Origin of the sequence: Streptomyces sp. ITFR-21 (assembly GCF_031844685.1) — a bacterium.
Taxonomy (GTDB): domain Bacteria; phylum Actinomycetota; class Actinomycetes; order Streptomycetales; family Streptomycetaceae; genus Actinacidiphila.
Genome location: NZ_CP134605.1, coordinates 3,284,888 through 3,297,659 on the forward strand (window position 1 = coordinate 3,284,888; position 12,772 = coordinate 3,297,659).

Here is a 12,772-nt window from a genome sequence, read left to right on the forward strand (position 1 = left end):
GAACCACGTCCGGTCCTGGAGATTCCGTCAGCACAGGTGGTCGTGTGTGCGCGCCGAGAGCCGGGTGGGGCCGCCGTCGGCGAGCAGCCGCAGGGCGAGGAGGGCGCCGCTCGCAACGGGTGTCCCGAGGTCCGCACGCCGGCTTCGCGGTTCCGCCGGTCAGGGCGCGTAACCCTGGTGGAGGCGACGGCGGTGCGCGTCCTGCCGCCGGAGCAGGCGCCGCGTCCGCGCTGGACCAGGCATCGCCTCCGCGCTGGACCAGCCATCGTGTGGAGGCGATGCGCGCGTCAACGCGTCCGGCGGCTGGCTCGGCCCGGCGTGCGGTCAGGCGTTCAGGCCACGGGTCCGTAGAGCCAGTTGCCCGCCGCCTCGGGCTCGGGGCTGATGTAGTACTGGCGGATGGCGACGAGGAGCTCGTCGACGCTCAACTTGCCGTCCCCGTCCGCGTCCAGTTTCCGGAACGCGGTGGCCCGACCGGCGGGCGCGGTGCCGAACACCTCCTGCCATGCCTGGAACTCGCTCTCGTCGACCTCCCCGTCGCCGTCGGTGTCGAGCAGCGCGCAGATCGCCTTGGCCAGGGGGAGCAGGGACTCGTCGAAGCCCCCGGAGGGAGTGACGAACGCGCCGGTCATACCGGTGCGGTACTCCTCGGGGGAGATCTTCTGGTCGCCGTCCAGGTCGGTGGCGACCACCAGGGCGTCCCAGAAGCGGGCCAACCCGTCCATCAGAGCGGTGCCTTTGGGGGAGGTGGCGGGCTCACCGAACTTCGCCAGGAGCTGGGAGCCGAGCGTGAGCAGGTCCTCGTGGTCGATCGAGCCGCTGCCGTCCGTGTCGAAATGCCCGAAGCAGACGTCGATCTTGCGGTGGAGCAGCGGGGTGCCGGAAAACGTGGTCACAGGGCAGGCCTACTTTCCTGTTCGGGTTTCGTGGTGCAGGGCTTGCGCGTTCCGGGTGGGGAGACGGCTTCTTCCGGGTGCGGGGAAGGCCGCTGGAGGCCGGCCGCGCCGAGGTGATCGAAGTGGTCCGCGGCGCCGGTGCCGATGCTGACGCCCTGGAGCCGGGTGGTGCGCAGCAGCGGGATGTTGGCCTCGCCGAACACTCCGCCGGACAGGCCGGTGCCGCCGATGATGGGAAGGACCGGCAGGGTGCCGATGTGGCTGTCGTTGACCTTCAGCACACCTCCGTTGGTCACCTCGTCGGTGAACCGGTGGATGACGTCCGGGTCCCGGGCCCACAAGGAGTTGCGCAGTCCGTACCGGTTGGCGTTGACGAACGCGAGGAACGTGTCCAGCAGTGCGGCGTCCTCCCGATCCCCGGGGCCGGCAGGACCTCCGCCTTCTGTTCCGTGCCCAAGATCCGCCGGCCGCGACGCGTCCGGAGCGCTCTCGGGCACGATGAGGCACATCAACGGGTAGAACGTCTCCTCGGCCACCGCCCGCATCGTCGCGGCCTTCCGCAGCCCGCGTACCCGCAACAGAACCGGTGTGATGAACGGTCCCCGAGGAGTCGGTCTGCCGTCCACGTCGACGAGTTCGCCCCCGCAGAGCAGTTCGGCGCCCTTGGACACGGCGTCGTCGAGCACGTCCCTGCACTCGGCACGCTTGACCACGGGGGTGAGGACGACGTCGGGGTCCTCCGGCGGGCCCACGCGCAGCGCGGTCACCCGGCTGCGCAGCAGCGCGGTGAACTCGTCGGCCACCGCCGGGTGGACCAGGGCGAACTTCGGGGCGAGGCACAGCTGCCCGGATCCCTGGTACCGCTCCAGCGCGGCCTCGGCAGCCGGCAGGAGATCGGCGTCCCGCCACACCGTCAGGGCGTCGTTGCCGGCGAGTTCCATGATGGGCTTCTTGTCGTGTTCCAGGCAGGACCGGGTCAGCTCGGCGCCCTGCCGGGAGCCGCCGAAGAAGAAGATGTCGTCGCAGTCGGGCGAGTCGAGCCACATGCGCAGCATGGGCCGGGCCGGCGCGCAGAGCACGCTGAGCGTGCCGGGCGGCGCTCCGTGCTCCGCCAGCAGCGGATCGACCAGCTCGTGGAAGAGGTAGGCGACGCTGAGCGGAACCGACGGCGGGGCGTTGACGATCAGTGCGTTGCCGCCCGCCAGGACGGGAATTCCGGCGAGGGCCGTGGCCACCGGGGCGTTGCGCGCCGGGTCGAGGCACACCACCCCGTCCGGCTTGCGCACCAGCCGTATCCGCCGGCCCGCCTGCGAGCCCTCCCACACCAGGGCGGACCGCGCGTGGTCCAGCGAGTCCGGATGTGTCAGGTTCAGAACCGCCGAGAGGGTCCAGTGGGCCACGCGAACGGGCTGTCCCTCGGACACCAGGACCGCGACGAACTCCTCGGCCCGCTCCCGGAGAAGTCGGTGGACCGCGTGGACGAATTCCAGCCGCCGACCCAGTGGGACCCGCGCCCAGACGGGCTGTGCCTGACGGGCCAGCGCGAGCGCCGCGAGCGCCTGCGTCCCGGTGGACCGCGCGACCCTCCCGACGATCCGCGGGTCCGCCTGGTCCTCCGGTGTGGCGCGGCCATGGTCGAGACGCGCCTTGAGCGCCAGCACGTCGTACGGCTCCCGCAGCATCGCGCTGCTCCTCGGCCAGTGCACCCAGCTCTCACCGAGCTCAGGCACACCGCCGAGCAGGACGGGGTAGGTGGACGGGAGCACACCGGCGGAACCGGCGGAACCGGCGGAACCTGAGGAACCTGAGGAAGGGGAAGGGGCCACGTCCCGAATTCTCGGCAGTCCTCCGCGGTGCCATCCCCCGTACGCCCTGCACTTCATCTGATCGAGTGATATTAGCCCTTAGTACGGTTGATAACCGTACTAGGTGATTCAGGCCCGTCGGCGCCCCCACGGAGCCAGGGGCCGTACCACCCGTTCGCCCACCTCACCACCGAGAACCGCGGTCTCCACCGCCAGGTGACGGGGGTCTTCATCCGGGCCGAGCACGAGTGCACGTTCGCCGTCCATCGGCGACCGGAGTACGCCGGCAAAGGAGAACGGGAAGGGCATGGTGATCGCTCCACCGCACAGCCCCGCCGGCGGTCGAGAGGCAGCGGTCCGTCCACCACGCGATCCGTGAGTTCCGGGTGCGGGTGCACCGCCGTGCTTCGTCCGAGGAGCCGCCCACTTCGCTGAGTTGCGCACGGGCGCCCTATCCGTAGCACATCGGGCAGGCCCGAGCCGGGTGGTAGAGAGGCGAGGCGCAGAGCCGTCACGCGCCCAGCCCCGCTCCTGCCGCAACCGGGGACAGCGGCGTAGCGTGTCTGGTGGAGTGGGACGGCGAGGGTACTTGTGCGGGTGCATACCCGGTCCCGGGCTAGATTCTCGTGGGAAGAGGCGATGATGCTTTCGGAGGCAGTGTCCGCACTGGCGGCAGCGGGAGGCACCGCGGTCGTACAGGCCGCGGGCACGGACACGTGGACAGGAGTGCGCCGACAGGTAGCCCGTTGGTTCGGCCGAGGGGATCCGCAACGCGAACACGCCGAGATGGAGCGCCTCGACCGGACTGCGGCCGAACTGGCAGCGGCTCGGCCGGAGACAGCGGCGCTGGTACGCACCCGCCAGGAGGCGGCCTGGCAGGCCCGCATCGAAATCGTGCTGGAGGGCCTGGCGGACACAGAGCGCGCACGAGCCGCGGATGAGCTGCGGGCGATGCTGGGACGGCGGGTCTCCCACCGCGGCGTCTCGGCGGGCGCGAGCGGACTGGCCGTCGGCAGGGATCTGCACCTCCAAGCCGACGGCGGGTCAGCGGTCGCCGTGACCATGGGGAATGTGACACTGGAACACCCTCGCCAGCCGGGTCCGCACCAGGACTGAGCGCACCCGGCATCGCCTCGGCCACGCCTCTTCACGGCATCAGCGGTATCCTCGCCGATCACGGCGGCATCGCTGTCGGTTACGCCGAGCAAGTCCATCACCACGCTCCACCCCGCACCCCGGCGGCCTGGCCACACCAGGTCGGTGTGCTCCCGTCCCGCGCTCTGTCCTTCCAACACCGCGCCGAAATCGACCGATTACGGTCCACGGTCGGCCATGGGGGGAACGCGGTGTTCGCCCATGTACTGACCGGGACGGGCGGGGTGGGCAAGACACAACTCGCCGCCGACCACGCCCGAGCCACCTGGCAAAACGGCAACCTGGACGTGCTGCTCTGGGTCACCGCGAACACTCGCTCGGCGGTGGTGGCCGGGTACGCGCAAGCAGGCGTCGAACTGTGCTCGGCCGACCCCACGGATCCCGAGCAGGCAGCGCGGACCTTTCTGGCCTGGCTGGTCCCGAAGGCAGGGGCGCGCCCCTGCCGGTGGCTGATCGCCCTGGACGACGTCGCGGACCCCGGCGACCTCAACGGCCTGTGGCCGCCCTCCAGCCCGAGCGGCCAGACCGTCGTCACCACCCGCCGCCGTGACGCAGCCCTGACCGGAGGGGGCCGCCGCCGCGTGGAAGTCGGCCTGTTCACGGAGGCCGAGGCCGTCACCTATCTCACCACGTCGCTGACCGCCCATGGCCGCCACGAGCATTCGGATCAACTCCTCGGCCTGGCCCGCGACCTCGGCCTTCTGCCCCTGGCCCTCTCCCAGGGCGCCGCCTATCTCGTCGACTCCGGTGAGGAGGTGGCCGCTTACCGGACTCTGCTGGCCGGCCGTGCGACCGCACTGACCGACACCGCCCCCGACCTGCTTCCCGACGAGCAGACCCTTCCCCTCGCCACCGCCTGGTCCCTGTCCGTCGACCGCGCTGACGCACTCCGACCCGCCGGCCTGGCCGGTCCCATGCTCCGTCTGGCCGCCGTGCTCGACCCCAACGGCATCCCCGAGGCCGTTTTGACCAGTCAGCCCGCCCTCGCCCACCTGACCCGGCACCGGGCCCACGCCCACGCCCGACACGCTCGACCTCCGGTCGGCGATCCAGGACCGGTCTCCCCCCGGGACGCGGCGCGTGCCCTGCGCGCCCTGCACCGGCTCAGCCTCGTCGATCACACGCCGGCCGTGCCCCACCGGGCGGTACGCGTCCACCAGCTCGTCCAACGAGCCACCCGCGGCACCCTCACCCCCGATCAGCACAGCCGGCTGATCCTCACCGCCGCCGAGGCACTCGCCTCCGTCTGGCCCGCCGTCGAACGCGACACCGCCCTGGCCCAGGCCCTGCGCGCCAACGCCGCCGCCCTGATGCGTGCCGCCGCGGATGACGAGATCCTGTACCGGCCCGTCCCCCACCCGATGCTGCTCCGCATGGGCATCAGCCTCGGCGAGAGCGGTCAGTTCGCCGCCGCACACGACCACTTCGAGCGGATGGCCACGACCGCCCGTCGCCAATTGGGCGCGGACCACCCCGCGACCCTCACCACACGCAACCACCTTGCGCAATGGGCCGGGGTGTCGGGGGCCGTGGCCAGTGCGATCGCCGCGCTCGAGCAGCTACTGGCCGACCGTCAGCGGGTACAGGGCCCAAACCACGCCGACACCCTCACTACCCGCAGCCACCTCGCCTACTGGCGGTGGGAGGCCGGCGACGCGGCCGGCGCGGTGACGGCGATCGCCGAACTGATCGCCGACTGCGAACGGGTATTGGGCCCCGACCACCCCGACACTCTGACCGCCCGCAGCCACCTCGTGCTGTGGGGCGGGCTGATGGGGGATGCGGCTGGCGCGGCAACGGCGTTCGCCGAACTGCTCGGCGACTGCGTACGGGTACTGGGACCGGACCACCCCTATACCCTGGCCGCCCGCCAGTACCTCGCTCAGTGGCGGGGGGCGGCGGGAGATCCGGTCGGCGCGGCCGACGCGAGTGAGCAGGTCCTGGCCGACTGCGAGCGCGTACTGGGACCGGAGCACTTCTATACCCTGACCGCCCGCAGCCACCTCGCCTACTGGCAGGGAGAGGCCGGCGATGCCGACCGCTCGGCAACGGCGTTCGCCGAACTGATCGCCGACGTCGAGCGCGTACTGGGCCCGGAATACCTCTACGCCCTGGGCACCCGCGGCTATCTCGCCTACTGGCGGCGCGGAACCTCCCATATCAGCGGAGCGCTCGAACGGGTATGCGCCAATCATCAACGGGCATTGGGCCCGAGCCACCCCGACACCCTGACCGCCCGTAAGAACCGCGCCGCATTGCGCGGGCTGGTCGGCGACGCGGCCGGCGCGGCAACGGCATTCGCCGAACTGGCCGCCGACTGCGAACGGGTACTGGGCCCCGACCACCCCGACACTCTGACCGTCCGAAGCCACCTCGCCTGCCTGGCACGATCGTGAAAGCCTGTTCACCGGCGTAGTACACCGCCTCCCGCAGCCTCGGCCGGACTCGTTCCACCCGCGGGGACGTGGGCGGATGGTCGGCGCGGGAGGGCGGTCAGGCGAAGATCTTGACGACCTCACCGGGGGCGGAGCCGGTTCTGCGCCAGCTGCGCAGCAGGTGGGCGGCGGCCGCGGTGAAGTTCTCGGCTTCCCGCCCATTCTCGACGCAGTTCTCCAGATCACCGCTGCCGGCCCGCAGCACCATGTCGCCCACGGGATTGCCGTTCTCGTCGCCGACCCGAGCCTCTGCCGCCGATTCGTCGAGGAGGATGCAGGGCGGTCCCTCCTCACCGAAAATCGGTGTGGTAGACGTGGATATTCCCCGAGCTTTTGACGAGAAGCAGCCGCAATGAGTAGGGCATACGTCATTCCTCCGAGCTGGGACGTCGTCCGAAGCCGTCATGCGCGGCCACCGCCCCGACGTCATCGGCCGTGCGGATGGCGTCGTAGCCGTCCTCGGGTCACTCGGTGAAGAAGTCGACGTCACCGCGCACACGCCGCAGTTCCCCGCCGGTCTGCAGGACCCGGCCGATCTCCACCAGGCCGTTGCGACCTCCGCGCAGAGCCGACGGCAGCCCGCCGAGCGCCCGCAGCGTTTCCGCGGTGGTCCTGAGGCCGGCGACCGCGCCTTTAACGCCTTCGGCGCCGATCTTGAGGAGGCCGCCGGCTTTGTAGAGTTCGCCCAGCCGGCCGAGGGAGGTCAGGCCCTTGGTCATCGGGATGCAGTCGAGGGCGGCGAAGAGGACATCCCAGAGGGTGGCCTTACCCTGGATGTACTTCTATCACCGTGTCGGCCAGGACGATCATCGCCGCCGCGACGACGAGCCAGGCCAGCGGGCCGCCGACAATCATCACGATGATGCCGAGGACCGCCACGATCCACGTGCAGACCGTGACGATCTCGTTTCAGTGGTCGGCGACCCAGTGGACCGCCTTCTCCCACCAGTGCCGGTTCCTGATGCCGGCGTCGGACGCCTGGTGGAGCCTGGTCACCGTGCGGCGGGCCGCGTCCTCCCGCATGCCCCGGGCCTGCTCGGCCAGGCGCTTGGCCACGTCCAGCTCCGTCAGCAGCGCGGTGGTCGCGGCGGCGTGGTCCTCGCGCCACCAGCCGGGATGAAGGAACTCCACGGACACCGGCCACCCCGCGGCACGTTCGCGGCACCGGCGCGGGAACGCCGCGGCCGGCCTCCCCGGAGCGAGCCGCCGCGGGTACTGGAACAGCAGGCCGCCCAGCCAGCCGGCCCCGCGCAGCGGTTCGGGGGCGCCGCTGAAACGGTCCCACACTTCATCGAGCAGACCGGGATCGGTGCCGGCCGGGCCCGGCTGCCGGGCGAGGGCCGGGCTCAGTTCGGCCGGCAGCGCGCTCGGCGGCGTCGGATGCCCGGTCAGCAGGGAGAACGCCTTCACGTCGAAACGGAAGCCCGCGGGGGGTGCGTTCGGCCCACAGGAGGCTGTTGCGCGCGCTGGGCGGGCCGTAGTAGGTGGCGTCCGTCTCCACCACCGGGAACCGCGCGGCGTAGTACCGCAGCCGGCCCTCCGCGTCGCGGTGGCCCGCCGGGTATCAACCGCTCGACACCAGCGCCTTGTCCGTCCACGAACACGTACCAACCCGGATCTCTCCCCCTCCGCCCGCCTTCCCGGCGGCGCGGCCGACGCCCCCGCGCGGGCCCACAAGGACGAGTTCCCCGGCCTGCCACGGGATCTTCGGCTGGTGTTCCCGTGGTGGACCGGTCGTACCAGTGTGCTCAAGGGACCCTAAGACGCGACACGGCGAAGGAGCGCGGCTCCGGCGCGCACCGGAGCCGAGAACCAGTCGAGGACGTACTCCGCCGTTCGGTCGCAAGGACATCGATGGGTGATACGCCGGAGATACGCGGCGCCGAGGCACTCCGGGCGGCGTCCCGCGAGGCGCTCCGACACCGGTGGCCCGGCACCGCCGGTTCCGCGGCGCTGAGCGTCGCCAGCGGGTGGGCGGGGGCGCTGCCGGTGTTCCACCCGCTGGCGCGCCGGTTCCGGCCGCGGTCGGCGGCGACCCTCGCGGCGGCGGCGGTCGGCTACGCCGGCCTGATCGTCCTGGTGACCTCCTGGTGGCAGCTCGGGCGGCTGGCCGCCTCGGATTCGGCCGTCAGCCCACGCGACATGGTGGTCACCCTGTGGTGGTGGGCGGCGCCCCTGGCGCTCGGCACGCCCATGTTCAGCCGGGACCGTCTACGGCTACGTCGCCCAGGGCGCGATGGCCGCCCGCGGCTGGGACGTCTACGCCGACGGGCCCTCGCGGCTGCCCGGACCGCTCACGGCGGGGGTGGACCGGCTGTGGCGGGACACCCCGGCGCCGTACGGCCCGGTGTTCGTGTGGCTGGCCGCGCACGTGGTCCGGGTGACCGGGGAGCACGTGCTCCCCGGGGTGATGGGCATGCGGATGCTGGCGGTCGGCGGCTTCGCCCTGGTGGCGTGGGCGGTACGGCGGCTGGCGGTGATGGCCGAGGTGTGCAAGAGCAACGCCCTGTGGCTGGCCGTGCTCAACCCGCTGACGCCGGTGCACCTGGTGGGCGGCGCGCACAACGACGCGGTGATGCTCGGGCTGATGGCGTCCGGCCTGGTGATCGCGCGCCGGGGGTGGCTGGCCCTGTGGGGCCGTCGTGATCACGCTGGCCCTGCTCGTCAAAGTGCCGGCCGGCCGCGCGCTGCTCTTCCTGATCTTCGAGCGGAACGCCGGCCGCACCGTGCTGCTCCGCCGGGCGGCCGTCGGCGGTACGCAACTCCACGGTGTGACGCGCCCACGTCATGGGCGCTCACCGGGACCTAACGGATTGCGCCCCGACGGCGACCCGTCCGGGCGCTGCCGGTTCTTCTTCCGGCTCGTCCGGCTCTTCTCACCCGGTGCTGTGCCCACGGCCCCCCCGATCGGCAGTGAGACCGGGCCCCGGACGGCCATGGAGCAGGGATCATACCCGGCATTCCGCCGCTCTACCCCGATCCGCCCGTTCTTCGGTGCCACACCGGCGTTCGTCGGCGCCGTAGCCGGCCCGGCCCGTCCGCGTGGACGTCCGACCGCACGACACGGGTGAACTCCTGCTCCACCGCCCGCGCCTCGTCGTCGCGCCGGACCACCTCGGGCCACAGCGGATCGGTCGGCGCGGGCCGCGGACCGCGGCCCAGAGCGGCCTGCTCCTGCCAGGCGGAGAAGGCGGCGGCCCAGGTCTGCATGGCCCGCGCGGTCTTCACGTGGGCGGCGATCAGTTCCGCCGGCCCGTAGATCTCCAGCTGGGCCAGCACCACGTCCGCCTCCACCTCGCGGCTGCGCCGCTCGCGCGCCTCGGGGAGCCGGCCGGTGACCAGGGCCTCCGCGCGGAAGCACTGGCCGCGCTTGACCGAGGTGAGGGCCTCCTCATAGACCGCCGCGCGGCGCTCCCACAGCCGGCTTTCCCGCTCCCGTGCCCAGGTGGCGCGCTGCACAAGCCAGGCGCTGGCCAGGGAGGCGGTGGTACCGACCGCGGTGCCGATGATCGTGGCTGCGACGGTGGTCAGGTGTACGCCCTCATCATGGCGAACGGGTCGCCGCCGGGCACAGCCCCCGGCCGACGGGCACCTTCTCCGGGTTCTGCGGGCGGCGCGCGGGGGACCCGTGTACGCCGCCGAGGTGCCGCTGAAGTGCCGCCGGGGCCCCGATTAGTATGAATGGGTGGCGTTGATGTGTATATCGGCGAACTCGGGGTGCGGCTCCGTGAAATCTGTGCTCGCTTCCGCATGATCGGACTTGTCGGTTCACCGCATCATGGGAAAGCGAGAGGTCGTCAGGTCATGAACGCTGCTGTAGAGGCCAGGACGTTCTGGAGCGCGCTGCTCGGCGTGCTCCTCAAGTGCATCGCCGCGCTGGGGTTCACCACTCCGGCCGCCCGCAGGACCGCGCGGGGGCCCGTCGCCCTCCCGGCCGCCACCACCGCGACGGACGTGCGGCTGCCGAGGATTCCGGCGCCGCGCGGATGCGAGCCGGTCCGCCGGAGGAGGGAGCGCACGCTCCCGCCCACCATGAAGCAGCGGATCCGCGCCGAGGCCCACGGCTCGTCACCGAGCGCCCGCAGCGTGCGGCACGGGGACCCGGCGGAGCAGACCGGCACGGCGCTCGCGCTGGCCGACGCCGCCGCGCACCCGGGCGCCGCGTCGAGTGGGGGCCGGGCCGCCGCGGTGGGCGCCGGGCCGGGCGACAAGCGCCCCTTCGTGTCGATCCCGCGGCCGAACACCCCCCGGCCGGACGGGTTCGACGCCGGCACGGCCGCCGGTCCTGCTCGCGGCGCCGGGAACCGGGTCGTCGGACCGCGCACCGGCGCCGCCACCGCCCCGGCCGCTCCTTCCGCTCGGCGCCCGCGCACCGTCCCGGCCGCTCCTTCCGCTCGGCGCCCGCGCACCGCCCCGACCCCGCGCCCGCGCACCGCGTCGCCCGCGCACTCCGCCCTTGCAGGCCGCTGACCGGCGCCTCGGCATCCCCGCGGCACCCGCCCGACGGACGCACCGCCCGGACGGCCGGGATGCACCCGACGACATCCGAGGCGACTGCCGGCACCACCACAACGGACATCCGTGGCGCACCGGTCAACCGGTCGACCGCCGCACCGTCGCCGAATCCCGGCGAGCGGCGGCTCAAGGGCCACGCCGAACCGGCTCGACCCACCAGCGGCACCTTCCGTACCAGGACACCGACGGGGCGGAAGAAGCGGGAACGGCAGAAGAAGCAGAGGAAGCAGAAGAAGCAGGGGAACGGCCAGGACGGACCGGTCGGCCGCAGCGCCGGCGCCGCCCCGCCGGGCACACCGCGACCCGCGGCACCGTACCGGCCGTGCCGCCCGGCACCCACCGACACCAGTACCGGCAGCCGCCGTGGCGCCGCGCCCGGTAGGACGCGCAGCGCCCGCCGCACACCGGATTCCGGGCTGCGCCGCACAGCGCGGCACGGCCCAGCCGCACCGCGTACCCCGGCACGGGACCGCCGTCAGGAGCAGGACCAGCCCCGCGCGCCGCGCGGTGGCCGACGCGTGAACATTCCGCGTCCGCTCCCTGAGGCCGCGGGCTGCCGGCCATGTCCGGGCGGCCCGCCCGGCCGCCCGGCGGCGCGCGTGTCCGGCGCCCGGCACCGGGAGACCGGAGGCCGCGAAGTGCCCGCGCCGCGGCGCCGCGTGGTGCGTCGACCCAGGTCGGCGCCGCAGTGCGCCCGGCCGCACCTCCGTACCGGTCCCCGCGCCCGCCCCCGCTCCCGCGTCGGCGCGCACGGGCCGCTTCCGCACGGCCGGGAGCCGTACCGCGGGCCGGGGGAGACATCCGGCGGGCGGGACTCCGACGCCCGCACCTTTGTACGGTCCGCGGGCGCCGTGCGGGAGGATAGGGGTCGTGACCTCAGCCAAGGAACGCGACACACAGCCCGCCGGACCGTACGGGGAGGGCTCCGAGAGCAGCCCCGGCAAGACCTTCGCGGAGCCCGCGACGCGGCTGATCGCCACCGACCTGGACGGGACCCTGCTGGGCGCCGACCGCGACCTGTCACCGCGTACGGTCGCCGCCCTGCGGGCGGCGGAGGCCGCCGGCATCGAGGTCTTCTTCGTCACCGGGCGCCCGGCACGCTGGATGGACGTGGTCGTGGGGCACCTCGCCCGGCACGGGACGGCCATCGTGGCCAACGGCGCCGCCGTGTACGACCTGCGGGCCGACCGGCTGGTCGAGGCGTTCCCGCTGGCCGAGCAGGAGGCGCTCGCCGCGGCGGTCGCGCTGCGCGAGGCGGTGCCAGGGACGGTCTTCGCGGTCGAGCGCGCCCACGGGTTCCGGCGCGAGCCGGGGTACCCGTGGTTCGAACCGGACGACCACGGCAGCCGGCAGCCGGTCGAGGTCCTGCTCGCCGAGGACCTGGCCCAGCCGGTGCTGAAGCTGCTGGCCAAGCACCCTTCCATGGACCCGGACGAGTTCCTGGCCGTCGCGCTCGCGGTCGCCGGCCACCACGGCGAGATCACCCGCTCCAGCATGTCCGCGCTGCTGGAGATCAGCGGGGTGGGTGTCAGCAAGGCCACCACCCTCGCCAAGTGCTGCGCCGAGCGCGGGGTGACCGCCGCCGAGGTGGTGGCCTTCGGGGACATGCCCAACGACCTGGCGATGCTGGAATGGGCGGGCACGTCGTACGCGGTCGCCAACGCGCACCCCCAGGTGCTCGCCGCCACCACCCGGCACACCGCCAGCAACGAGGACGACGGGGTGGCCCAGGTTATCGAGCAGATCGTCGCCGCCCGCCGGACGGGCTGAGCCGGCCGGCTCCGGCGGCTTCCCCGCCCCCGTGCCCGCCTTCTGCCGCCCGCACCGGTCAGCACCCGCACGCCGTCCCCCGGCTGCCCCCGTACCTGCGGGGTCCGGGGGTCCGGGGGGCGCCACCCCGCCGACGGCCCCCGCACCGCGTCGGCGCGGGCGGCCACGCCGGTGGGCTTCTGGAAGCGGCTGCCCC

At 73.1% G+C, this 12,772-nt stretch carries 10 protein-coding genes and 1 pseudogene; 5 read left to right on the top strand and 6 right to left on the bottom strand.

The annotated features are described in order from the left end of the window. Window positions 1–332 precede the first annotated feature (332 nt). Together RLT57_RS14275 and RLT57_RS14280 are read right to left on the bottom strand one after the other, a co-directional pair. Window positions 333–896, bottom strand: a complete 564-nt coding sequence (locus RLT57_RS14275; protein WP_311297764.1) for an EF-hand domain-containing protein — start codon at window positions 894–896, stop codon at window positions 333–335. After that, window positions 893–2,626, bottom strand: coding sequence for an aldehyde dehydrogenase family protein (locus tag RLT57_RS14280; protein WP_311297765.1), 1,734 nt, complete (start codon window positions 2,624–2,626; stop codon window positions 893–895). The genes RLT57_RS14275 and RLT57_RS14280 overlap by 4 nt, the downstream gene beginning before the upstream one ends. Window positions 2,627–3,487: 861 nt before the next feature. Here RLT57_RS14280 and RLT57_RS14285 point away from each other — a divergent pair. Continuing rightward, a complete protein-coding gene (locus RLT57_RS14285; RefSeq protein ID WP_311297766.1) occupies window positions 3,488–3,817 on the top strand; it encodes a hypothetical protein in 330 nt (109 codons plus the stop codon). Window positions 3,818–4,047: 230 nt separating this feature from the next. Continuing rightward, on the top strand, window positions 4,048–6,252 hold the full coding sequence (locus RLT57_RS14290; protein WP_311297767.1) for a tetratricopeptide repeat protein: 2,205 nt from the start codon (window positions 4,048–4,050) through the stop codon (window positions 6,250–6,252). A 97-nt stretch (window positions 6,253–6,349) separates the two neighbouring features. Here RLT57_RS14290 and RLT57_RS14295 read toward each other — a convergent pair whose 3' ends face one another. From RLT57_RS14295 to RLT57_RS14305, 3 genes and pseudogenes are all read right to left on the bottom strand, one after another. Beyond that, window positions 6,350–6,508: a hypothetical protein gene (locus tag RLT57_RS14295; RefSeq protein ID WP_311297768.1), complete on the bottom strand. Its 159-nt coding sequence runs from the start codon at window positions 6,506–6,508 to the stop codon at window positions 6,350–6,352. Between the two features lie 247 nt (window positions 6,509–6,755). Then, window positions 6,756–7,010 (bottom strand): hypothetical protein, encoded by a 255-nt coding sequence (locus tag RLT57_RS14300; RefSeq protein ID WP_311297769.1) that lies wholly within the window; start codon window positions 7,008–7,010, stop codon window positions 6,756–6,758. A gap of 190 nt (window positions 7,011–7,200) precedes the next feature. Beyond that, window positions 7,201–7,966: pseudogene (locus RLT57_RS14305) on the bottom strand (DUF72 domain-containing protein). A gap of 444 nt (window positions 7,967–8,410) precedes the next feature. Between RLT57_RS14305 and mptB the strand changes: the two are divergent. Beyond that, window positions 8,411–9,100, top strand: a complete 690-nt coding sequence (gene mptB, locus RLT57_RS14310; protein ID WP_311300713.1) for a polyprenol phosphomannose-dependent alpha 1,6 mannosyltransferase MptB — start codon at window positions 8,411–8,413, stop codon at window positions 9,098–9,100. A gap of 161 nt (window positions 9,101–9,261) precedes the next feature. On the opposite strand, the gene RLT57_RS14315 is transcribed toward mptB, so the two are convergent. Next, window positions 9,262–9,750 (bottom strand): hypothetical protein, encoded by a 489-nt coding sequence (locus tag RLT57_RS14315; protein ID WP_311297770.1) that lies wholly within the window; start codon window positions 9,748–9,750, stop codon window positions 9,262–9,264. Window positions 9,751–10,095: 345 nt separating this feature from the next. On the opposite strand from RLT57_RS14315, the gene RLT57_RS14320 reads away from it, so the two are divergent. Together RLT57_RS14320 and RLT57_RS14325 are read left to right on the top strand one after the other, a co-directional pair. Next, a complete protein-coding gene (locus tag RLT57_RS14320; protein ID WP_311297771.1) occupies window positions 10,096–10,761 on the top strand; it encodes a DUF6344 domain-containing protein in 666 nt (221 codons plus the stop codon). A 915-nt stretch (window positions 10,762–11,676) separates the two neighbouring features. Further along, entirely contained in the window at window positions 11,677–12,576 is a 900-nt protein-coding gene (locus RLT57_RS14325; RefSeq protein ID WP_399128655.1) for an HAD family hydrolase, read from the top strand. The last annotated feature ends 196 nt before the right edge of the window (window positions 12,577–12,772 follow it).

Excerpts from the sequence above, each read along its gene's own strand:
- RLT57_RS14285 (WP_311297766.1), top strand. The coding sequence starts at position 3,488 with ATGGAGCGCCTCGACCGGACTGCGGCCGAACTGGCAGCGGCTCGGCCG.
- RLT57_RS14300 (WP_311297769.1), bottom strand. The coding sequence starts at position 7,010 with ATGACCAAGGGCCTGACCTCCCTCGGCCGGCTGGGCGAACTCTACAAA.
- RLT57_RS14320 (WP_311297771.1), top strand. The coding sequence starts at position 10,096 with ATGAACGCTGCTGTAGAGGCCAGGACGTTCTGGAGCGCGCTGCTCGGC.